The sequence below is a fragment of the Pseudomonas sp. FW305-E2 genome, from assembly GCF_058782925.1.
Window position 1 is genome coordinate 15,635 of sequence record NZ_JBYSYE010000035.1, and the last position, 22,677, is coordinate 38,311.

At 62.2% G+C, this 22,677-nt stretch carries 20 protein-coding genes and 1 pseudogene; 8 read left to right on the top strand and 13 right to left on the bottom strand.

Annotated features, from left to right (window positions below; all coding sequences use genetic code 11):
• Position 1: 1 nt before the first annotated feature.
• The 4 genes from AC3WLP_RS21215 to AC3WLP_RS21230 form a co-directional block, all read right to left on the bottom strand.
• Positions 2–214 carry a hypothetical protein gene (locus AC3WLP_RS21215; RefSeq protein WP_014753870.1) on the bottom strand — a complete coding sequence of 71 codons (213 nt, stop codon included), beginning with the start codon at positions 212–214 and terminating at the stop codon, positions 2–4.
• Positions 211–681 carry a hypothetical protein gene (locus tag AC3WLP_RS21220; protein WP_014591718.1) on the bottom strand — a complete coding sequence of 157 codons (471 nt, stop codon included), beginning with the start codon at positions 679–681 and terminating at the stop codon, positions 211–213. The genes AC3WLP_RS21215 and AC3WLP_RS21220 overlap by 4 nt, the downstream gene beginning before the upstream one ends.
• Before the next feature lie 346 nt (positions 682–1,027).
• Entirely contained in the window at positions 1,028–1,222 is a 195-nt protein-coding gene (locus tag AC3WLP_RS21225) for a hypothetical protein (protein ID WP_003250100.1), read from the bottom strand.
• A gap of 177 nt (positions 1,223–1,399) precedes the next feature.
• Positions 1,400–1,804 (bottom strand): TraR/DksA family transcriptional regulator, encoded by a 405-nt coding sequence (locus AC3WLP_RS21230; RefSeq protein WP_003250099.1) that lies wholly within the window; start codon positions 1,802–1,804, stop codon positions 1,400–1,402.
• Between the two features lie 235 nt (positions 1,805–2,039).
• On the opposite strand from AC3WLP_RS21230, the gene AC3WLP_RS21235 reads away from it, so the two are divergent.
• Positions 2,040–2,267, top strand: coding sequence for a hypothetical protein (locus AC3WLP_RS21235; RefSeq protein WP_088513371.1), 228 nt, complete (start codon positions 2,040–2,042; stop codon positions 2,265–2,267).
• Positions 2,268–2,822: 555 nt separating this feature from the next.
• Here AC3WLP_RS21235 and AC3WLP_RS21240 read toward each other — a convergent pair.
• The 8 genes from AC3WLP_RS21240 to AC3WLP_RS21275 all read right to left on the bottom strand — a co-directional run bounded on the left by AC3WLP_RS21240 (position 2,823) and on the right by AC3WLP_RS21275 (position 15,179).
• Positions 2,823–3,596, bottom strand: a complete 774-nt coding sequence (locus tag AC3WLP_RS21240; RefSeq protein ID WP_003250095.1) for an enoyl-CoA hydratase — start codon at positions 3,594–3,596, stop codon at positions 2,823–2,825.
• A 13-nt stretch (positions 3,597–3,609) separates the two neighbouring features.
• On the bottom strand, positions 3,610–4,737 hold the full coding sequence (locus tag AC3WLP_RS21245; RefSeq protein ID WP_047603533.1) for an acyl-CoA dehydrogenase: 1,128 nt from the start codon (positions 4,735–4,737) through the stop codon (positions 3,610–3,612).
• An 8-nt stretch (positions 4,738–4,745) separates the two neighbouring features.
• Positions 4,746–5,939 (bottom strand): acetyl-CoA C-acyltransferase, encoded by a 1,194-nt coding sequence (locus tag AC3WLP_RS21250; protein WP_012053108.1) that lies wholly within the window; start codon positions 5,937–5,939, stop codon positions 4,746–4,748.
• A gap of 11 nt (positions 5,940–5,950) precedes the next feature.
• The gene (locus AC3WLP_RS21255; RefSeq protein WP_014753875.1) at positions 5,951–6,718 is read right to left on the bottom strand and encodes an SDR family NAD(P)-dependent oxidoreductase; all 768 of its coding nucleotides are present in this window, start codon (positions 6,716–6,718) and stop codon (positions 5,951–5,953) included.
• Positions 6,719–6,731: 13 nt separating this feature from the next.
• A complete protein-coding gene (locus AC3WLP_RS21260; RefSeq protein ID WP_088513727.1) occupies positions 6,732–8,378 on the bottom strand; it encodes an AMP-binding protein in 1,647 nt (548 codons plus the stop codon).
• A 122-nt stretch (positions 8,379–8,500) separates the two neighbouring features.
• Positions 8,501–12,946, bottom strand: a complete 4,446-nt coding sequence (locus AC3WLP_RS21265) for an NEL-type E3 ubiquitin ligase domain-containing protein (protein ID WP_088513726.1) — start codon at positions 12,944–12,946, stop codon at positions 8,501–8,503.
• Between the two features lie 146 nt (positions 12,947–13,092).
• A complete protein-coding gene (locus AC3WLP_RS21270; protein ID WP_012053111.1) occupies positions 13,093–14,115 on the bottom strand; it encodes an AraC family transcriptional regulator in 1,023 nt (340 codons plus the stop codon).
• 200 nt (positions 14,116–14,315) lie between these two features.
• Positions 14,316–15,179, bottom strand: a complete 864-nt coding sequence (locus AC3WLP_RS21275) for a LysR substrate-binding domain-containing protein (protein ID WP_014753878.1) — start codon at positions 15,177–15,179, stop codon at positions 14,316–14,318.
• 112 nt (positions 15,180–15,291) lie between these two features.
• On the opposite strand from AC3WLP_RS21275, the gene AC3WLP_RS21280 reads away from it, so the two are divergent.
• A complete protein-coding gene (locus AC3WLP_RS21280) occupies positions 15,292–16,398 on the top strand; it encodes a 2-aminoethylphosphonate--pyruvate transaminase (RefSeq protein WP_014753879.1) in 1,107 nt (368 codons plus the stop codon).
• A gap of 34 nt (positions 16,399–16,432) precedes the next feature.
• Positions 16,433–17,260 carry a phosphonoacetaldehyde hydrolase gene (gene phnX, locus AC3WLP_RS21285; RefSeq protein WP_003250077.1) on the top strand — a complete coding sequence of 276 codons (828 nt, stop codon included), beginning with the start codon at positions 16,433–16,435 and terminating at the stop codon, positions 17,258–17,260.
• A gap of 426 nt (positions 17,261–17,686) precedes the next feature.
• On the opposite strand, the gene AC3WLP_RS21290 is transcribed toward phnX, so the two are convergent.
• Positions 17,687–18,751, bottom strand: coding sequence for an AI-2E family transporter (locus tag AC3WLP_RS21290; protein WP_004576775.1), 1,065 nt, complete (start codon positions 18,749–18,751; stop codon positions 17,687–17,689).
• Positions 18,752–18,884: 133 nt separating this feature from the next.
• Here AC3WLP_RS21290 and trhP point away from each other — a divergent pair, with 133 nt between their 5' ends.
• From trhP to AC3WLP_RS21315, 5 genes and pseudogenes are all read left to right on the top strand, one after another.
• Positions 18,885–20,219: a prephenate-dependent tRNA uridine(34) hydroxylase TrhP gene (gene trhP, locus AC3WLP_RS21295; RefSeq protein WP_012053113.1), complete on the top strand. Its 1,335-nt coding sequence runs from the start codon at positions 18,885–18,887 to the stop codon at positions 20,217–20,219.
• Between the two features lie 144 nt (positions 20,220–20,363).
• Positions 20,364–20,662: pseudogene (locus tag AC3WLP_RS21300) on the top strand (copper resistance protein B); the annotation flags it as partial.
• Positions 20,663–20,676: 14 nt separating this feature from the next.
• Entirely contained in the window at positions 20,677–21,105 is a 429-nt protein-coding gene (locus AC3WLP_RS21305) for a DUF411 domain-containing protein (protein WP_003248913.1), read from the top strand.
• Positions 21,105–21,542 (top strand): YqaA family protein, encoded by a 438-nt coding sequence (locus tag AC3WLP_RS21310; RefSeq protein ID WP_003248912.1) that lies wholly within the window; start codon positions 21,105–21,107, stop codon positions 21,540–21,542. The genes AC3WLP_RS21305 and AC3WLP_RS21310 overlap by 1 nt, the downstream gene beginning before the upstream one ends.
• A 75-nt stretch (positions 21,543–21,617) precedes the next feature.
• A complete protein-coding gene (locus AC3WLP_RS21315; RefSeq protein ID WP_014753884.1) occupies positions 21,618–22,616 on the top strand; it encodes an alpha/beta fold hydrolase in 999 nt (332 codons plus the stop codon).
• The last annotated feature ends 61 nt before the right edge of the window (positions 22,617–22,677 follow it).

Here is a 22,677-nt window from a genome sequence, read left to right on the forward strand (position 1 = left end):
CTCAACCTTGGCTGAGGCGCTGCAACTCGCGCCGGACCATGGCGGCATATGGCGGCGGGCTGAGGCGATAGAGCTCAGCCGCTACCCAAGTCAACCAGGCGCCTTGCAGCTTCTCACGCCCGGCCAGCAAACGTTCTGCCTCAGCCACGGCATCTGCCTGGTGCTGCCGATGAAACTCGGCCCGCGAGGCTGGTGCGTCGTGACTGTCGGTCATTCACTGGCCTTGAAGGTGGTCAGTTCACCCTTGCGCCATTTGGCGACTTTGCCAGTCACTGCTTTAAGCAACTTGCCCAGGCCTTCCTGCACTTGCTGCTGCGCGGCGAATACCAGCATCACGCCATGGCCTTCACGAAATACGATGCCCTCGCCTTCCGGCACAGAAACGAAGGCGTAATCACCCACGCCATACACATTCAACTTGATGTCGCGAAAGCGCATTTCCAGCTTGCCACCTTCGCGGCTGGGCAATACGGCAGCACGAAAGTGGTCGCCGACTTTCAGTTCAAGGCGCTGCTTGTCATCGACCACCAGTGCACTCTCGGTGTCGATTTCGGCCATGTACAGGCCTTCAGGACTCTGTTCGGTGACATAGATGAAGCGGCCCTGAAACAGTTGGGCCAATTTACCGCGCAAGTCGCCCAGGGCGAACAACGCATGCGTATCAAGTGTGCTGACTGCCAATGAAGTAATCCTCAATCGGTTACAACCCGCCCTCACCCCAAGCTCGGGGAGGCACGGCCATTTCTTATCGATAGGCAAAAAGAGTAATAAAGCGATATGCGAAATGTCTGTGCTCGCTGACGATGCAGCGTGCAGGAATCTTTACTCTGGTTTGCCAGACTCGCCCTCAACCGAAGGCGTTTGGCTCATTCCCGGCTTGGGAAGCGTGATGCCTGAAATCACTCGCCAGAAATCGCAACCAATGGCGTGAGCCTGCAAGAAGACAAGCCCTAGCATCCATGTGCGCATTACTGTAGGACAAATATGCCCGAAAACACCGAAACCCGTCGAGAGGCAATAAACATTTTCAGGCAGCCAGGCCTTTCTTCAGTTGCAGTTGCCAGGCAGCCTGACACTCAAGCGCTTCTTCGCGCGTGGCGAAGGCGGTGCCGCGGCGCTCGCCATTGACCAGCACGACCCAGCAAATGCGCTTGCCCAGCGCCTGCAAGGTGGCCGGCACACCCGACCCTATCATCACAGCCACATCGACTCGGCTATTCATCATTCCCTCCGGAATTTAATTAGCACCCTAACGATAAAGCTATGATACGCCCGACAGTGACGCGGAAACAGCGCATCCCGGTACATCAGTGTTTCGTAAGGCGTAACAAAAACGGTATCGACAAGAAACGCAAAAAGCCCCAGGAATTGCTTCGAGGGGCTTGCACCACGCGCGGGGTTATACCTGACGCTGGTGGCGGTCGAGCTGCTCGTGGCGCTCCTGGGCTTCGATGCAGTATTTGGTGGTCGGGCTGATCAGCAAGCGCTTCAGGCCGATAGGCTCACCACTGTCATCGCACCAGCCGAAGCTTTCGTCGGCAATACGGTCCAGGGCCATTTCCAGCTGTGGCAGCAGGCGCTGGTCGCGGTCGATGGCATTTACCAGCCAGCTACGTTCTTCTTCGACCGAAGCCACGTCGGCGGGGTCTGACGGGGTGTCCAGGCCTTCGATGGTGGTGCGGCTGAGTTCGATGCGTTCATGGGTTTCGACTTTCATCGCCTGCAGCAGCTCAGTAAAGAAGGCAAGCTGGTCGGCGTTCATGTAGTCATCGGCCGACATGGCCAGCAACTGTTCCTTGGTCATCGATTTCTCTATGAAAAAATGTGCATTTGGGCGATTCATGTGCCGTCGATGCCTATGCATCGCCAGCGGAATTCTTCAAGCGCCAACCGGCACTCTTTTACAGGGGGCGGCAGTCTAAGGCGCCACGCCGCGTGGAGCAACTGCAAATGGGTGCGAATTTGCTTCCACTGCTCACAATCCGCCGGTCGGCACCCCAGCTCAGCTGCTGGGCCAGCAGTAAACTGAGATTCTGGCAGTGCCCATCCGCCTGCTGTTGCTGTTGCTGTTGCTGTTGCTGTTGCTGTTGCTGTTGCTGTTGCTGTTGCTGTTGATCTTGATCTTGATCTTGATCTTGATCTTCGCGACTTCAGGAGGCCGAACGCAGGCCTTGCGGAGGCAGGTGACGGGCATGGATGCCCGTCAAGCGCTGAGGCCCCAGGATGGGGCCTTCGGCGCGGTCCTGCCGGGAGCAAGGCCGGAGTGAGGGGACCCCGGAGCGTAGCGCAGGGGCCGGATGATGGGAGCGCAGCGTTTTTTGGTTACTTTTTGTCGCGTTTGACAAAAAGTGACTCGCCGTAAGGGCGAAAAGGTGAGTCAGCGTCGCCATCGCAAATGGACTGTTCGCTGAGTCAAAACAGACGAGTTCGCTTCTTGCTTCTTGCTTCTTGCTTCTTGGATGTGGGCATTCACATCGAGTAGGTATTCATTCACGCAGGTGGCGCACAGTCACCTTTCCGCCCTTACGGCGGGTCACTTTTTGTCAAACGCGACAAAAAGTAACCAAAAAACGCTGGCTCCTATCATCCGGCCCCTGCGCTACGCTCCGGGGTTCCCTCGCTACGGTCTTGCTCCCGGGAGTACGCGCTGCAGGCCCCATCCATGGGGCCTCAGCGCTTGACGGGCATCCATGCCCGTCACCTCCCTTCGCAAGCCCTACGCTCGGCCTCCTGAAGTCGCAACCCGCGTCGTCTGAACTATCGCGCACTTAGAAGCAAAAGCCACAGCCACGGCAACGGCAACGGCAACGAACCGAGTCTGATCAACGGTCCTTGAACTGTGCCTCACGCTTGGCGATGAATGCGGCCATGCCTTCTTTCTGGTCTTCGGTGGAGAACGCCGCATGGAAGACCCGACGCTCAAAACGAACCCCCTCGCTGAGGGTGACTTCAAATGCTCGGTTGACGCTCTCCTTGACCATCATGCTCACCGGAATCGACTTGCTGGCAATGGTCGCCGCCACCTTCAGCGCCTCTTCCACCAGCTCTGCCTGCGGCACGATCCGCGCCACCAAACCTGCACGCTCGGCTTCTTCCGCCCCCATCAGGCGGCCGGTCAGGCAAAGCTCCATGGCCTTCGCCTTGCCCACCGCACGCGTCAGGCGCTGGGTACCGCCCATGCCCGGCAGCACGCCCAGGTTGATTTCCGGTTGACCAAATTTGGCATTGTCCGCCGCGAGGATAAAGTCGCACATCATCGCCAACTCACAGCCGCCGCCCAGGGCAAATCCAGACACTGCAGCAATGATCGGCTTACGGCGATTGGCAATGCGGTCGGCGTCGCTGAACAGGTCGTCGACGTAGATCTGCGGGTATTGCAGCTCAGCCATTTCCTTGATGTCGGCGCCAGCGGCAAAGGCTTTGGCCGAGCCTGTCAGCACCACGCAGCCGATGTTCGGGTCGCGCTCAAGCTGGTCCAAGGCCTGGTTGATCTCACCGACAATCTGCGCGTTCAGCGCATTGAGCGCCTGCGGCCGGTTGAGGGTGATCAGGCCGACCTTGCCGTGGATGTCCAACAGGATGGTTTCGAATGCCATGCAGTCTGCTCCTTCAAAGATTGCGCGCAATGACCATGCGCTGAATGTCGCTGGTGCCTTCGTAGATCTGGCAAACCCGAACGTCGCGGTAGATCCGCTCCAGCGGGAAGTCACTCAGATAGCCATAACCACCCAGGGTCTGCAAGGCATCCGAACAGACCTTTTCGGCCATTTCCGAGGCGAACAGCTTGGCCATCGACGCTTCCACCAGTGCCGGACGCCCCGCATCACGAAGGGCAGCGGCGTGCAATACCATCTGCCGGGCAACGGAAATTTTCGTTGCCATGTCAGCCAGGCGAAACGCCACGGCCTGGTGCTCGATCAGCGGTTTGCCAAAGCTTTGGCGCTCGTTGGCATAGTCGCGCGCCACTTCGAACGCCGCGCGGGCCATACCCACCGCTTGCGAGGCGATGCCGATACGGCCGCCTTCAAGATTGGCCAGGGCGATCTTGTAGCCTTCACCCTCCGCACCCAGCCGGTTGGCCACTGGCACGTGCACATTGTCGAAAACGATCTGGCAGGTGTCGGAGGCGTGCTGGCCGAGTTTGTCCTCGACCCGCGCTACCTGGTAGCCCGGCGAATCGGTCGGCACGATGAAGGCGCTGATGCCACGCTTGCCAGCCTCCGGGTCGGTGACTGCAAACACGATCACGACGCCGGCGTTCTGCCCCGAGGTAATGAACTGTTTGCTGCCATTGAGCACGTAATGGTCGCCCTCCAGGCGTGCACGGGTCTTCAGGCTGCTGGCATCGGAGCCAGCCTGCGGCTCGGTCAGGGCGAAAGCACCGAGCATCGCACCTGTCGCCAGCGGGGTGAGGAATTGCTCTTTCTGCTGCTCGTTGCCGAAGCGCAGGATCGGCACGCAACCCACCGAGTTGTGCACGCTCATGATGGTCGAGCAGGCACCATCACCCGCAGCGATTTCCTCCAGCGCCATGGCATAGGCCACATAACCCGTGTCGCTGCCGCCCCACTGCTCCGGCACCAGCATGCCGAACAGGCCCAGTTCGGCCATTTCGTCGATGGCCTCTTTCGGAAAGCGATGGTCCTTGTCCCATTGCTCGGCAAACGGCTTCAGGCGTTCCTGGGCGAACGCACGTACCGCGTCGGCGATCTGTTGTTGCTCGTCATTTACCAGCATGGTTCACCTCAGTACAGGCATTCAACAGCCATGGCCGTGGCCTCGCCACCGCCGATGCAGATGGCCGCCACACCCCGACGCAGATTGTTCTGGCGCAAGGCCGACAACAGGGTGACCAGAATACGTGCGCCAGAAGCGCCGATCGGGTGACCGAGGGCGCAGGCGCCGCCGTGGATATTGACCTTGTCGTGTGGCAGGTCGAGGTGTTTCATGGCCGCCAGGGTGACCACGGCGAAGGCCTCGTTGATCTCGAACAGGTCGACTTCGGCCAGGTTCCAGCCGGTGCGCTTCATCAGTTTGTCGATCGCGCCGATCGGGGCGGTCGGGAACAACGCCGGGGTGTCGGCAAAGGCGGCGTGACCGTGGATGACGGCCAATGGCTTGAGGCCACGTTTGTCGGCCTCGGAGCGGCGCATCAGCACCAGCGCCGCAGCGCCGTCGGAAATCGAACTGGCGTTGGCCGCCGTCACGGTGCCGCCTTCACGAAACGCCGGTTTGAGCTGCGCTATCTTGTCCAGGCGTGCCTTGGGCGGCTGCTCGTCATCCTTGATGACGCGCTTTTCCTTGCCCTCGGTGACTTCCACCGGCACGATCTCGGCGGCAAAACGGCCGCTGCTGATGGCTTCCTGCGCTCGGGTCAGCGAGGCGATGGCGAACTGGTCCTGGGCCTCGCGACTGAAAGAATTGGCCTGGGCACAGTCCTCGGCAAAGGTGCCCATCAGGCGGCCTTTGTCGTAGGCGTCTTCGAGGCCGTCCATGAACATGTGGTCGATGATCTTGCCGTGGCCCATGCGGTAGCCGCCACGGGCTTTGTCCAGCAGGTACGGCGCGTTGGTCATGCTTTCCATGCCACCCGCCACTACCACATCTGCGGTGCCGACCAGCAGCAGATCATGGGCCATGATCGCGGCTTGCATACCCGAGCCGCACATCTTGTTCAGGGTGGTGCAGGTGGTGTGTTTGTCCAGCCCGGCGCCCAGCGCGGCCTGGCGTGCCGGCGCCTGGCCCTGGCCGGCCGGCAGCACGCAGCCGAACAGTACCTGCTCGACACAGGCGGCATCGATGCCGGCACGTTCCACGGCAGCACGAATGGCGGCGCTGCCCAGTTGCGGCGCAGTCAGGCTCTTGAGGTCGCCCTGCAACCCGCCCATGGGCGTGCGCACGGCGCTGACGATAACGATGGGGTCATTGGCGAGGGTCATGTTCGCTCTCCTTACTTGGCAGCCATGCGCAGCGCACCGTCGAGGCGGATGACCTCACCGTTGAGCATGCTGTTCTCGATGATGTGGCGGGCCAGCGCGGCGTATTCCTGCGGGCGGCCCAAGCGGGGCGGGAACGGCACGCCGGCAGCCAGTGAAGCACGCACCTCATCGCTCATGCCGGCCATCATAGGGGTTTCAAAGATACCCGGAGCGATGGTCATCACACGGATGCCGAAGCGTGCCAGTTCGCGCGCGGCCGGCAAGGTCAGGCTGGCAATGGCACCCTTGGAGGCGGCGTAGGCGGCCTGACCAATCTGGCCGTCATAGGCGGCAATGGAGGCCGTGTTGATGATGACCCCACGCTCGCCGCTCTCATCGGCAGCCCCTTCGGCCATGGCCGCCGCAGCCAGACGCAACAGGTTGAAGCTGCCGATCAGGTTGACGTTGATGACCTTGGTGAAGCTGGCCAGGCCATGCGGGCCCTGCTTGCCCAGCACCTTCTCGGCACCGACGATACCGGCACAATTGACCAACCCATGCAAGCTGCCAAAGGCGCTGACAGCTGCATCGACAGCCGACTGGGCCGCCTGCTCGTCACTGATATCGGCCACGGCGAAACGGGCGTTGTCGCCCAGTTCGCGGGCCTTGGCTTCGACAGCCTGGGCATTGAGGTCGACCAGCATGACCTTGGCGCCAGCCTCGACCAGCATCTGTGCAGTCGCGGCACCCAGCCCGGAAGCGGCGCCACTGACGATGAAATGTTTATTGGCTATGTGCATGAGTACTTTCCTTTCAGACGCTGACAGGGGTGGCCTGTTGCGCTTGTTGTTTGGCGACTTCCTGGTTGCGCAGGATGAAGCGTTGGAGCTTGCCGCTCGGGGTCTTGGGCAGCTCGCTGACGAATTCGATTTCCCTGGGGTAGGCATGCGCGTAGAGGCGCTGGCGCACGTACTGGCGCAAGGTTTCTTCCAGCTCGACGCTGCCGGCGTAGCCGCTGGCCAATACCACGAACGCCTTGATCAGCTCGGTGCGCTCCGGGTCGGGCTTGCCGATCACCGCGGCTTCGATCACCGCCGGGTGCTCGATCAACGCGCTTTCCACATCGAACGGCCCCACCCGGTAACCGGAGGTGGTGATCACGTCGTCGCTACGGCCAACGAAGCTGATGCTGCCATCCGGGTTCAGCTCGACAGTGTCGCCGCTGAGGTAGTACTTGCCGACGAAGGCTTTGGTCGGCAGGCCGTGGTAACCACCGAACCAGCATAGCGGCGACTGCTCGCGGTCAACGGCGAGGATGCCTGGCTGGCCGGCTGGCCGCTCGTTGCCCTGCTCGTCCAGCACCACGATGCGGTGGCCGGGGATGGCATAGCCGGCAGAGCCCAGGTGCACCGGGTGCTGCAGACCATGGTGATTGCACAGCACCATGCCCAGTTCGGTCTGGCCGTAGTGATCGTGAATGGTCACGCCCAGCTCGTCGGCGAACCAGCGGATCACCTCGGGGTTAAGCGGTTCGCCGGCACTGCTGACCACCCGCAGGCGGCCCTTGATCGGTACCGAAAAATCTTTGCCCGCCGCAATCAGCAAGCGATACGCGGTCGGCGAGCCGGCCAGGTTGGTGATACCCAGCTTGTCGATCACCCGGGCGCAGCTCTCGACACTGAACGGGCCATCGTAGAACGTGGTGGCATGCCCCAGCGACAATGGGCCGGTAACGGCGTAATACAAGCCGTACGCCCAACCCGGGTCGGCCAGGTTCCAGAAGTTGTCCTCGGGCAGCAGCTCGATGGCATCACGCATGTAGCCCTGAAACGCGACGATCGCACGCAGTGGCACTTCCAGGGGTTTTGCCGGGCCAGTGGTTCCAGAAGTGAACATCAGCAGGAATGGATCGTTGCCTGAGCGCATCACCGGCTCACATACGTCCGCTGCGCGCTCCAGGCATTGCTGGAAGTCCAGCTCACCACTGCGGGCCTTGACAGTGATGATGGTCGGGCAGGCGTGCACGTCGTCCAGCTTGGCGCGGTTGTGGCTATCGGTGACCACCACTCGGGCATGGGATTGCTCAAGCCGGTGCTCGATGGCCTTGGGGCCGAACGCGGTGAACAAGGGCTGGTAAACCGCCCCGAGGCGCCAGGTAGCGAGGATGGCCACCAACAGTTCGGGGGTGCGCGGCATCAAGCCGGCAACCCGGTCGCCTGCGCCTACCCCCTGCGCCTTTAGCACATTGGCGAACCGGGCAGCCTGCACCTGAAGCTGATCGAAGCTATAGCGCGCGCTGTTACCATCGCGGTCTTCATGAATCAGTGCCAGCTTGCCGTCACCGGCATGGCGGTCACAGCATTCGACACAGGCATTAAGGGCTTCAAGGTTGCCGTGCAATGCCGCCACAACGGCCTGGTCATGGTCAAACGTGCGAGCGGCCTCGGCGTAATCGCGCATCATCGGACTCCTGGTTTCTTGTTTTTGGAGTTGAAGCATCGGTCCGACGATGTTCGCGCCGCTCATGCGCGGCGGCAATGGCCAAAGCTGTCAATCTGGATGACTGGTTTGGCCGCCGCCCGTCACCCCTCCGCGCGCTCGGCTGCACGCAGGTAGGACTGGGTGAGCCCTGCGACCAGGCGTTCGATGTCGAGGTCCTGCTGTGCCTGCAGCCCGTGTAGTTGCTGCTCGAAGGCCGCCGGCGCCAAGGCAGGACGTTGAGCCTGCAGCTCAAGCGTGCGTCGCGTGTAGTCCGCACTGAGGGCATCGAACATCTGGTCATGTTGCTGGCGCAGGTAACGTCGCCAGAACGCGCGCTGGCTCAGGCTATCGGTCAGGCCCTCGATGGTCTGCGCGCGCGTAACCCGCAGGAACGCATCCTCTATCTGGGCCTGTGTCAGCGCGACAGCTTCGGGATAGCGCATGGCATATGGCTGGTTGGGCAGCTGCAACCGGCTACGAAGTTGCACCCTGTAAGCCAGCCCCAATGCCAACTGGTCAATATGTTCACTGGCAGCCAGACGCTGCCGGCCATCCTGGTAGGCAATCCCTTCCAGTTGATCCAGCCGGAACAGTTGCCTACCCAGTTCGAGCAACTCACCCCTGCTTTCAGGGTTGGCTGCGGCGGTTTCTGCCTGCGCCTGCCTCAGCGATACTTGCAGTGCACTGAAGTGACTGGCAACGGCGTCCGAACATGACAGTGGCAGGCCGGCCTGCTCAAAGATCCGCCGGCACAGCACCGGGTCGCCGTCCAGCGTAGCCAGCAGTGTCCATACGCCGTCAACCAGCGCATCCCGCCCTTCACCCGCTTCGCTGTAGTCCGCTGTCATCTCCAGGCGAGCCAACAACCTGAACAACCCGCTGCTACCCGCTTGCTCCAGCAACCGCAGCCACACGTCCTCCCGCTCGGCCTGAACCGTCGCATCCGTATGGCCTACCCAACGCGTACGGGCCCTGACCAGGTCAACTGACCCCAACTGCTCAGGTGAGTGCCGGTGCTCTTCGATCACATCGAGTGCATACAACCCTCTTTGCTGCATGACCGACAAGGGGTTGTTTTCTATCAGAATGGCGCGTCGAAATGCATAAGGCATCAGCTGGATCTCGGTGGGCACTTCGCGGAGTTGATTGTTGCGCAGGTCAGCACACTCGAGTAGACCACAGAGCTCCAGGCGACGCGGCCAACTGCCCAGGCGACAATGACGCAGGTTCAGGCTAGTCAGCCGAGAAAGTTGATGAAAGCTCATGTCCAGCGCTTCCAGCCGGTTATGGCTGAGATCAAGATGCGCAAGGTTGGACAAACCATGCAAAACGCCGATCGCCTGGGCATCGAGGCGTATCTCGTTATGCGCCAACCGAAGCGATTGAAGATTCGGTAAATGGGCAATGCCTGTTGGTAGACGCATCAACGCGTTGTTGTTGAGGTTCAGGTGCGTCAGGGCAGTGAAGGGGCGAAGGAAGTCGACCGGTATGTCAGTAATCCGGGTGTCGTTCACGCTCAGCAGGGTAATACGATGGAAATCGATGTTCGGCGGCAGTGCCGGCAGTGTGCGCAAACTCAAACCGCTCATCGACAAGCGCTGCCCTTGTGTTTGCCCCTCGCCGGCCGAACCAGGCTCGCCCTGCAGTCGCCAGGCTCGCAGGATGCTATCGGCCGTCAACCTGCGGGCGGCGCGTCGACCCTCCTGCAACTCGGCACCGACCCAGCGATTCAGGTACAGCACCAGTTGGTCATGGGCTTCCTGCAGTTCTACCAGGCGCTCGAAGACTGGCTGCGGGCCTTGTTGCACACGCGCCAGCTCCACATCGAGCGCGGCCTCGTCCAGGCCAGGATAAAGCGACCGTAGCTGGTCACGAATGATCGCCCGCTCATCTCTGGGTGCAGCGCCAGGGCGGCCACTGAGCGGGTATCCTACGCGCCCATCGTCCATGCGACGCCCTGGATTGAGCCAGGCCTGCTCCTCTGGCCAGCCGAGCATGCGCGCGATATCCCAATGGGAAGCGGGTAACCGCGCCAGAAGTTTCTCACGCAATTGGCTCGCCGCAGCACTGCCCACCCGTTGCATCGCTGCCCGCTGCTCTGATGTCAGTGCGGCAAAAAGCGCCTCGAAGATACATCCCGGCTCGTCAGCAATAAGCACGTGTGGCACACCTGACCCGTTGTAGATCAGAAACCTGCCTTCATGCCGGACCACTATTCTTCTTGCCTCGGTTTGCCCGCCGCTACCGAGGCGCCTGATAGACCGCCCATCCAGCCCGCTGTCACGCAAGTCAAGGTCAAGGTGCTCGAGTTCGAAGCTATCCAGCAACGCAAGGGCCAACTCGCCGGTGACATCACTGTACGCTGTGCTCAGATACAATCCCGCCAGCCCCCGGCTCAGGCGAGCCAGACGCAAGAGCGAACGGGCGTTGTTCGCGCACGGCAATGGCAGCCGCCGCTCGACCCGCGCCATTTGGTGCTCAAGCTCATGCGCTTGGTCGGTTACTTCATTTATGTAGGCCGAAGGCAAACCCGGAAAGTCCCGCTTTACCAACATGCTCAGCGGGTCTGCTGCAAGTGGCTGCTCTGTCAGGTGGGCAAACAATTGCGGCCGCAACCCGGCCTCATGCACCCGGATCTGCTCCAGTCCGGCGCCCACGTCTGGCCTTGCTTCACACCAGGCCAGCAGTTCACTGTCCGATGGCACCAACGCCTTCAGCCGAACACGCTCGAAAAACGTTTGAATGCGTGCATGCGCCTGGAAGGCGCGCAAGGTTTGGCCAAGGCTCACCGGCGCCGGGCGATTTTCCACGAGAACGCCGCGCAACAAATCTGCATCGATACCTGCCACCCGCATGATCTGCTCGGCCTGATGTGCGTCGACAGGGGGATGCTGAGGCCATAATGCATCCAGCATGCGAGCAGGCGCCTGCCAGCTGAGTGGTTGCTCACGCATCAGCTGCCAGCCACGCTCACCATTGTGCAACACGACCGGCCCGTAGCCGCCCTCACTCGCTACATGGCGCAGGCGATAGGGGCCATCGGCGATAGGCTGATGCACTTCGAAGTTGCGCCCATCGATACGGACCCAGCGGCGGCCCACCTCGCCATAGCGTCCCTCTTCAAACAGGTCGATAGCGCCCGGCAGTGATCGATAATTCCTGGCGTTGAACTGCCACAGGCGACCGCGCCCATTCCCAAGGCTTACCGGCTCCAGGCCCGCGACAAACGCACTGCGCACAAAACTGACACCCGCCACCGTCGCAGCGGTAGCCGCCAAGGTTTCGGCAACCCCCAGCAGATGCTGCAGCGCTTCGTGTTGGTGCCCTCTCGACCAATCCCGTGTCCCTTCGAACACTTCAGCGCACGTCTGGGCAACCACCTGACCCAGCAGCACGCCGCCCACAGCCGGGATGAACAAGCCGGCGAGGTTTACCAGGTCCAGACCTGCCGCTTTCCACTCAGCGTGTCTGGCGCTTACCGCCAGGCTATCAGCGTCGGCAGTCGGTACCAGCAGCAACCGGGCATCTTCCTTGGCCCGTTGCACTTGCCGAGTCGCCAGTTGCGTGAAGATCCCTCCTTCAGGAGTTTCACCCTCAAGCTCCAGGTCCGGCAGCTTGTCTTTCAAGCGCTTGCCCAGGGTACTGACAAAACCTGCACGGTGCTCAAGGCTGATGAGCTGTGTGAAGTACTGCCAGTAACCGGGATCTGGCAACAACATCGCCACGGTACTGTTCATGGAGGCGGCATTATCGAAGAACCGCAATGCCTGCCGGGGATCACCAGGCAGGTAAAGTACGATGCCCCGTTCATTTCCCGTCTTGTCTTGCAGGTGGATCAGCAAGCCATCGACCACAGGTTTCCCTAGTGCCCTCAGCAGCATGGGTTTGCCTTCAAGCCCTTGTTGTCGCTGCTCCTGACCGTGGTCCACGAGCTCGCGCAGTGCAAGCTGCACATCGACGCTTATGTTTCCCTGCAAAGCCGCAAGCTCGGTCGCCAGCTTCAGCCCCGAACGTTTGTCTTCAGCCAGCACCGCCTGGGTAGCTGGCTGGAAGATCCTTTGCAACGCGTCCTGATAGCACTGACCAACGTCCAGATTGCGACAGGCCGTAATCAATGCTTCCAGCGATGCATTCAATGGTTTATCGCTGCCTGGCAAAACCAGCCCCGTGCCCTCGTAGTAGCGGGTATTCGCAGCAAAGTTGCGCATCAGCCGCAGTAACCCGTTTTCACGCGTCTGGCTGTACCCGTATGTCTGTTGCAAGGTACCTGGCAGTGTGCCGAAGCGCGGCGCTACCCGCAGCCATTCGAGCTGGGCAAATACCTGCCCGTCCGGCAACGGTGCATCCAGCAAAGCCGCCAGGTGCTTCTCGGCAAACTGCTGGAGCGGCAGTAACTCAAGCGTCAGGCCACTCAAGCGTGCCTGGCTGGCGTGGTGCGCGTTCAGGCTGGTGCGCAGGGTGTTGATCTGGCCCCGTGACGCGCGTTTGAGCCACTCAGGTAATCGGGCACCGATGAATGGGTCATGGCCCGTCGCGTTGATAATCATGGTGGGTTCCCCCCGCTATTTGACGAAGCCAACCATGTTGTTCAAATGCCGGGCCAGGATGCAGAGGGAACGGGTTCGATCGGCGCCTGCTCGGTAAGCCTTCTGGGCCCGCGCGGTAATGCACTACGACGGGAAGTGTTCGCCCTTCAGTGCCCTGCCCCTCGCGCCTGGATCAATGCCCGATAATGCCCTGGGTTGCAGCCAAACCACTTGCGAAATGCCTTATAGAACGAGCTGCTGTCGGCGAACCCCAAGCGCTCGGCAAGCTCGCCCATGGCCAGGTCTTCCTGGCTGAGCCAGGCGATCGCCAGCTCCCGTCGTACGCTGTCCTTCAAGCCCTGGTAGTTCTGCCCCTCTTCTGCCAGGCGCCGCCGCAGGGTCGATGGCGACAGGCACAGCTGCCGGGCCAGGCGGTCAGCATCGGGCCACTGCGCAGGGGCCAGGCGCAGCAGGTCGGTGCGGATACGCCGCCCGAGGCTGGCCGGGTCACGGTATTTGACCAGGATATTGCCCGGCGCTTCGGCCAGAAAACGCTGCAGTTCCTCTTCACTGCGCCGCAGGGGCAAGTCGAGGCATTGCGAAGCGATGATCATGCGTGTGCGTGGACGCTCAAAATGCAGGTTTTCCGAAAACATGACCCGGTAGTCGTCGCAAAAGGGTGGTTCGGTACACCGCAGATCAATGCTCAGAATCGGGATACGCCGTCCGGCCAGCCAGCAGGTCACGCCATGCACGATCATCCAGAACGTGAAATAGGTGAACGCGCGGCGCGGTTCGTCACGCGGCTCATTGATGACAATTTCGGCCAGGCCTTGCTGGCGCACCAGGCTGGGCTGCATGTCTTGAAGCATCAGCGACAGAAATGCCAGCGAGGTTTCCAGGCCTGCACCCAGAGTTGGTTGGCCCATGCTGGCACGGCACATGAATGCCAGGCTGCCACTGCGCAGACCGCGCGGGTCCATCGCGAAAAATTCGTCGTTGCAGCGCCGGGCCAGCAAGCGCCACAGGCGGGCATAGGACTCGGCACTGACCCTTGCCTCTGGCAGGTGCAATTGTTCAACGGCGATGCCCGCCCTGGCCAGCAAGCCACTGTCAGGCTCACCGGCAGGGCAGGTCTGCAACAGCGCTTCGCGCACCAGCTGCATGGAAATGGTGTCTTTGTCGCTCATCGACGGTCCTGTCGGCTGATTGCCGGCCATATTAGGGTCTGTATGAAAAGCCTCGAGACGAAGGTCAGGCAAGGCGAAAACAGCCGAGGAAGCGGAGTTTACGGGTTGTAAATGAGCATTCCGAGGCTGTTTTCAACGCAGCATCACCGAGTATCAAGGCTTTTCATACAGAGCCTAGGGTGCCCCGCAGCAAACAGCCATCATAGCCCCGCTGCCAGGCTCAGGAATGCCTGAATCAGGCGCAGTTCGCGACGGCGTTCCAGGCAGCCGATCACGTGTTGGTTGACAAGGCCCTCGCCGGCCAAGGGTCGTGCCACCACACGGGGATCATTGGCCACTTCAGTGGAAGAAACAACGCCAATACCCAGCTGCGAGGCCACTGCCTCGGTTACCGCCTCCCGGCTGTCCAGCTCCAGCAATACACGCGGTTGCACGCCCGCCTTCATGCAGGCCTTGTCGAAGGTGCGCCGGGTGGTGGAGCTGGGTTCGCGCAGCACCATGATCTGCTGGTGCAGCTCGGCCAACGGCAAGTCCTCCTGCTCGCTGGCCCAGGCGTGCCCCACGGGTAACAACGCACACAGGCGCGACTCACAGAGATTTTGCAGGTGCAGCCCTTTGCGCGGCTCGATTTCGGTCAGCACTGCCACGTCGGCATGCTCGCCGAGCAGCGCAGCCAACGTCTCCTGTGCATTGCCCAGACGCAAGTTGACGGTGACGCCAGGGTACCGCTCACGCAGCAGCGCCAGCATCGGCATGACCCGGTGCGGGCCGTCGGCGGCTACCTCCAGGCGCCCGGTCAGCAACTGGCGGTTGGCCTCGAGCATGGCCTGCGCTTCTTCAGCCAGGCCGAACATGGCGCGCGTGATGGCCGCCAGGCGCGTGCCCTCTTCGGTCAGTTCCACGCGCCGTGCAGTACGCCGCAGCAAGGTGATCTGGTAGTGCTCCTCCAGAGCCTTGACGTGCCCGGTCACCGCCGGCTGGCTGATGAAGAGGCGCTCGGCAGCACGGGTAAAGCTGCCCTCACGGGCCACGGCGTCGAAGGCGCGTAGCTGGAACAGGTTCATATTTATCGGCCTGACTTATAGCTGAGATAACAACAAACAATTTGATTGATGGCAGCGCGAATTGCAACCTAGGCCTCGTAGTTTCAGCCCACCGCTTGTGAGGAATAACGGAATGAGCAACGCCCCGATTCTGCTGACCCCAGGTCCCCTGACCACATCAATCCGCACCCGCCAAGCCATGCTGGTGGACTGGGGCTCCTGGGACCGTGACTTCAACCAATTGACTGCCAGCGTCTGCGAACAACTGCTGGCCATCATCGACGGCGCCAGCAGCCACCACTGCGTGCCCCTGCAAGGCAGCGGCACCTTCGCCGTGGAAGCGGCCATCGGCACCTTGGTGCCACGCGATGGCAAGGTTCTGGTACTGATCAACGGCGCGTACGGCCAGCGCCTGGCGAAGATCTGCAAAGTGCTGGGTCGCACTTACAGCACCTTCGAAACGGCAGAAGACCAGCCGACCACCGCCGCCGACGTCGACCGGCTGCTGGCCGAAGACTCGGCCATCACCCATGTGGCGCTGATCCACTGTGAAACCAGCACCGGCATCCTGAACCCGCTGCCCGAAATCGCCCAGGTGATCAAACACCATGGCAAGCGCCTGATCATCGATGCCATGAGCTCGTTCGGTGCGCTGCCGATCGATGCCCGCGAAATCCCCTTCGAAGCGCTGATCGCAGCCTCCGGCAAGTGCCTGGAAGGCGTACCCGGCATGGGCTTCGTCTTCGCCGAAAAAAACGCCCTGGCGTCCGCCGAAGGCAATGCCCACTCGCTGGCCATGGACCTGCACGACCAGCACGCCTACATGGCCAAGACCGGGCAATGGCGCTTCACCCCGCCTACCCACGTGGTCGCGGCCCTGCACGAAGCACTGCAGCAATACAACGAGGAAGGTGGCCTTCCGGCCCGCCACCAGCGCTACGCAGACAACTGCAAGACGCTGCTCGACGGCATGGCAGCCATCGGCCTGCGCAGTTTCCTGCCTGCTGAGATCCAGGCGCCAATCATCGTCACCTTCCACGCCCCCACCGATGCCCGCTACCAGTTCAAGGACTTCTACGAGCGGGTCAAGGCCAAGGGTTTCATTCTCTACCCGGGCAAGTTGACCCAGGTCGAAACCTTCCGCGTCGGCTGCATCGGCGTGGTCGGGGCGGACGGCATGCAGGCCGCCGTGAATGCCGTGGCCGAGGTGCTGCGGGAAATGGAAGTGCTGGACATCTGACGCTTTGCCCACCCGAATTCAGGAGTTAGCGCACATGAACTACAACAACCCCACCCAACTGCAAGCCGCCATCCTCGACTGGGCTGGCACCGTGGTCGATTTCGGCTCATTCGCCCCCACCCAGATCTTTGTCGAGGCCTTTGCCGAGTTCGACGTGCAGGTGTCCATCGAAGAAGCCCGAGGCCCGATGGGCATGGGCAAATGGGACCATATCCGCACCCTGTGCGACGTACCGGAAATTGCCGAGCGCTACCGCAAGGTGTTCGGCCGTACCCCGACCGATGATGACGTCACCGCCATCTACAACCGCTTCATGCCGCTGCAGATCGAGAAGATCGCCGTGCACTCGGCACTGATCCCCGGTGCGCTGGACACCCTCACCGGTCTACGCCAGGACGGCCTGAAGATCGGCTCGTGCTCGGGTTACCCGAAAGTGGTGATGGACAAGGTGGTGGAACTGGCGGCGCAGAACGGCTACGTAGCCGACCATGTCGTGGCCACCGACGAAACCCCGAACGGCCGACCATGGCCGGCCCAGGCCTTGGCCAACGTGATTGCGCTGGGGATTGACGATGTAGCGGCCTGCGTGAAGGTGGACGACACCGTGCCAGGCATTCTTGAAGGCCGCCGTGCCGGCATGTGGACCGTGGCGCTGGTCTGCTCGGGTAATGCCTTGGGCCTGACCTGGGAAGGCTTCCGGGCGTTGAGTGCCGAGAAACTGGAAAGCGAGCGCCAGCGCATCCATGCACTGTTTGCCGGCTCCCGCCCGCACTACCTGATCGACACCATCAACGACCTGCCCGAAGTGATTGCCGATATCAACCGGCGCCTGGCCAAGGGCGAGATGCCGCAAGCCTTCTGACCCTTGCGTTTTCGCAGTGGTAGCGGCCCTTGCGCGACACAAGGCCGCGCCTACGGCGGCCTGCGCCCAATCACCGACCTGTGTCCACCCTCGATCCGGTGTAGGCGCGGGTTTACCCGCGAATACGCTAGCGGCGGCAACGGTGAACGGCGGGTGGAGATTGGCCAGCAGGCCCGGCCCTTTCGCGGGTAAACCCGCTCCTACACGCGGCCTGTGCCCAACCACCGACCTGTGTCCACCCCCGATCCGGCGTAGGCGCGGGTTTACCCGCGAATACGGTAGCGGCGGCAACGGTGAACGGCGGGTGGAGATTGGCCAGCAGGCCCGGCCCTTTCGCGGGTGAACCCGCTCCTACACGCGGCCTGCGCCCAACCACCGACCTGTGTCCACCCCCGCTCCTACGGCCGACAAACCTGAGCTAGAACGTTATTGTGGCAATTGCACCCGCGGTTTGGTCGCGGCAAAGATCGCCCAGCTGGAGACGAACAGCGCCGCGATCAACGGACCGATCACGAAGCCGTTTAGGCCGAACACCGCCAGCCCGCCAAGGGTCGACACCAGGATCAGGTAGTCCGGCATGCGCGTATCCTTGCCCACCAGGATTGGCCGCAACACATTATCCACCAGGCCGATCACCAGCACCCCGAACGCGGTAAGCACCACCCCTGGCAGTATCGCCCCAGTCAGCAGGAAATACGCCGCTACCGGCGCCCAGATAATGCCCGCGCCCACCGCCGGCAGCAGCGACAGAAACGCCATCAGCACCGCCCACACCAACGCACTCGGGATATCCAGCACCCAGAAAATAAAGCCTCCCAACGCACCTTGGGTAATGGCCACCAGCACGTTGCCCTTCACCGTCGCCCTCACCACACGATTGAACTTCAACTGCAAACGACGCTTCTGGTGCTCGGGCAGCGGGACGGCCATCCGCACCCGGCGCGCGACTTCCGGACCATCACGCAGGAAAAAGAACAGCAAGTACATCATGATGCCAAAACTGATCAGGAACTCGAATGTGCCCTGCCCAAAGCTGAACGCCTGGCTGGCCAATACCTGGCTACCCTGGGTTGCCCACTTGGCGATCTTGTCACGCAACCCGTCGAGGTTACCCATGCCCATGTTGTCCAGGCCACGCTGGGCGAATGCCGGGAGCATGTCCTTGCCGCGCTCGACGTAACCGGCGATGTCCAGTTGCCCGCTTTCGATGCGCTGGTACAGCGTGGCGCCCTCTTGAACCAGCAGCGCGCTGGTGATGATCACCGGCAGGATCGCCACAAGCAGGCACACCAGCGTAGACGTGGCCGCGGCAAGGTTACGCCGCCGACCGCAGCGGATCAGCAAGTGACGCTGCAGCGGGGCGAACAAAATGCCGAGAATCACCGCCCAGAAGATTGCGCCGTAATACGGCAGAAGGATCCAGAAGAAGGCAATGGTCACCAACGCCAAGAGTACTGCCAGGGCTTTGTTCTGTAGCGCGGTTTCGTTCATCGCAGTTCCTCAAATGGCTTATGAGTGATTAGTGCACCGCACCTGGACAAAAGTGCCGCGCTCACTTGACGCAAATCAATACGCGCCTTGTCCATCGCCCCTAGCATCCCGGCCTTTTTGCCCCGGTGCGCACATGAACCCTACTGCCAAGCCCGAACTGCTGGCCCCCGCCGGCACCCTCAAGACCATGCGCTACGCGTTTGCCTACGGCGCCGATGCGGTCTACGCCGGCCAGCCGCGTTACAGCTTGCGGGTGCGCAACAACGCGTTCGATCACGCCAACCTGGCACTGGGGATCGAGGAGGCGCACGCCTTGGGCAAGCGCTTCTACGTGGTGGTCAACATCGCCCCGCACAATGCCAAGCTCAAGACCTTCCTCAAGGACCTGGCACCCGTGATCGAGATGGCGCCGGACGCGCTGATCATGTCCGACCCCGGGCTGATCATGCTGGTGCGCCAGCACTTCCCACAGATGCCGGTGCACCTGTCGGTGCAGGCCAACACCGTCAACTGGGCCAGCGTGCAGTTCTGGCAGCAACTTGGCCTGAGCCGGGTGATCCTGTCACGGGAGCTGTCGCTGGACGAAATCGAGGAAATCCGCCAGCAGGTGCCGGGCATGGAACTGGAAGTGTTCGTGCACGGCGCCCTGTGCATGGCCTATTCCGGCCGTTGCCTGCTGTCGGGCTACCTCAACAAGCGTGACGCCAACCAGGGTACCTGCACCAATGCCTGCCGCTGGAAGTACGACGCCACGCCGGCCACCGAGAACGCCACCGGTGACATCGTGCGCCAAGTGCAGCCCACCCTGGGCCTGGGTGCGCCCACCGACCAAGTGTTCCTGCTGCAGGAAAGCAACCGCCCCGGCACTGAAATGCCGGCGTTCGAGGATGAGCACGGCACCTACATCATGAACGCCAAGGACCTGCGCGCCATTCAGCACGTCGAGCGCCTGGCCTTGATGGGCGTGCATTCGCTGAAGATCGAAGGCCGTACCAAATCGCACTTCTACTGTGCCCGCGCGGTACAGTCGTATCGCCAGGCGATCGACGACGCGGTGGCCGGGCGACCATTCGACCGCGCCCTGATGGGCAACCTCGAATCCCTGGCGCAACGCGGTTACACCGAAGGTTTCCTGCGCCGCCACGTGCACGACGAGTACCAGAACTACCAGCGCGGCAACTCGGTGTCCGAGCGCCAACAATTCGTTGGCGAGCTGACCGGCGTGCGCGTCGACGGCCTGGCCGAGGTCAAGGTGAAGAACCGCTTCGCCGTGGGCGACCATCTGGAGCTGATGACCCCGCGCGGTAACTACCACTTCGACCTGCACCGCCTGTGCAACCGCCAGCAGCACGCCATCGAGGTAGCACCGGGCGATGGCCACGTGGTGTATCTGCCGATCCCGGAACAGGTTGCCCTCGACTACGGCCTGCTGATGCGCGACCTCCGCATCGACGAAGCAGCAAGCTGACAACACTGTAATGTGCACATCAGCTACCTGACAGCCGGCGGCAGCGAACATCGTGGCGCTTCTGCATGAGGCCACGCCATGTTGCGCCCCCCTCGCGCCGTACGTTTGCCAAAGGCCTGGGCGCCGCCAGCACGCCGGCAGGGGCAACAAACCGCGCTGCGCCTGGAAGCCGCTTACGCTATGCTGCTGACCAACCGCTGGATACTGGAGCCGACCTGGAGGCCAACCTCTAAGGGCGCACCGACGCCGGGCGCGAACAAGGCGTGGGGCTGGCCGACAGCGAGGTGGGCCTGCGCCTGCGCGACAAGATCACGCGCGGCTTCGCCCCCTACGTCGGGCTCAGTTTCAACCGCCTGCACGGCTCGCGCGCCAACCAGGCCCTGGAAGACGGCGAAGAGCTGGGCCAGACCCGCCTTGCCGCCGGTATCCGCCTGCGTTTTTAAAGGAGTGCTTCACCATGCTGCGCAAACACCTGCTGACCCTGAGCCTGCTGGCCGTCACCGGCCTGGCCCAGGCCGCCGAGACCATCGACGTCTACCGCGACCCCAACTGCGGCTGCTGCAAGGCCTGGATCAGCCACCTGCGTGACAACGGTTTTACCGTCAACGACCACGTCGAGCCAAACATGAGCGCCGTCAAGCAACGCCTCGGCGTGGCACCACGCCTTGCGTCGTGCCATACCGGGGTGATCGACGGCAAGTTCGTCGAAGGCCACGTGCCGGCCGAGCAGGTGCGCCTGCTGGCCAAGCGCAACGACCTCAAGGGCCTGGCGGTGCCGGGCATGCCCATGGGCTCGCCCGGCATGGAAATGGGTGACCACAAGGATGCCTACCAGGTCATCGGGGTGACCCAGGATGGCCAGGACACCGTGGTCGCCAACTACTGATGCTCAGCCTGGGGGCGCTGTTTCTCAGCGCCTTTGGTGCCGCCACCCTGCTGCCGCTGCAATCAGAGGCCGTGCTGGTCGGTCTGTTGCTGCGCCAGCCCGAGGCATGGGCGATCCTGCTGCTGGTAGCCACCCTGGGCAACGTGCTCGGCTCGGTGGTCAACTGGCTGCTGGGCCGGGCCATCGAGCACCTGCGCGACAAACGCTGGTTCCCTTTCAGCGCTGCCCAGCTGGCGCGTGCGCAGCAGCGCTACCAACGCTGGGGGCAATGGTCGCTGCTGCTCAGCTGGATGCCGGTGATCGGTGACCCGCTTACGCTGATCGCCGGGATCATGCGTGAGCCGTTCTGGCGCTTCCTGTTGCTGGTGACCCTGGCCAAGGCTGGCCGCTATGCCGTGCTTGCCATGATCACCCTGGGCTGGTTTCACGCCTGGTAACACCTTTCAGGTTTCGCGTGGTCCACTGCCTGTTACAGTCGCCCCATTCAACCTGGCCCTACACGGAGTGCCCCCATGCTGCGCGCAACCGCCCTCGCCCTGGCCTGCCTTGCCAGCAGTTCGGCCATCGCTGCCGAGTCGCCTACCTACGGCCCCCAGCTTGAAGGCTTCAGCTACCCGCACCCCCTCAAGCATTTCAACTTCAAGTCCCAGGGCCAGGCCCTGCAGATGGGCTACATGGACGTGCCCGCCCAGGGCCAGGCCAACGGCCACAACGTGGTGCTGATGCACGGCAAGAACTTCTGCGCCGCCACCTGGGAAACCACCATCGACGCCTTGAGCAAGGCCGGCTACCGGGTCATCGCGCCCGACCAGGTCGGCTTCTGTACATCAAGCAAACCGGCGCATTACCAGTACAGCTTTCAGCAACTGGCCGACAACACCCATGCCCTGCTCGAACAGCTGGGTGTGAAGCAAACCATTGTGCTCGGCCACTCCACCGGCGGCATGCTCGCCACCCGCTATGCGCTGATGTACCCCCAGCAGGTGGAACGCCTGGCAATGGTCAACCCGATCGGTCTGGAAGACTGGAAAGCGCTGGGGGTGCCCTACCGCACCGTGGACCAGTGGTATGCCCGCGAACTCAAGCTGGATGCCGAAGGCGTACGTGCATATGAACGCAAGACCTATTACGCCGGGCGCTGGAAGCCTGAGTACGAACGCTGGGTGCAGATGCTGGTGGGCTTGAACAAAGGGCCGGGGCATGAAGCGGTGGCGTGGAACTCGGCGCTGATCTACGACATGATCTTCACCCAGCCGGTGTACCACGAGTTCAAGCACCTGCAGATGCCGACCCTGCTGTTGATCGGCGACCAGGACACCACGGCCATCGGCAGCGATATCGCGCCGCCGGAGGTAAAGGCCAAGCTGGGCAACTATGCAGAGCTGGGGCCGCAGGTGGCCAAGCTGATACCCAAAGGTGAGCTGATCACGTTCGAAGGCATGGGGCACGCGCCGCAAATCGAGGAACCGGTGCGGTTCAATCGCACCCTGGTCGAATGGCTGGGCAAGTGAGCCAATGATTGGCCCCTGTGGGAGCACGCAGGCTTTGGGATTTTGCGCACGCCCGCTGCTG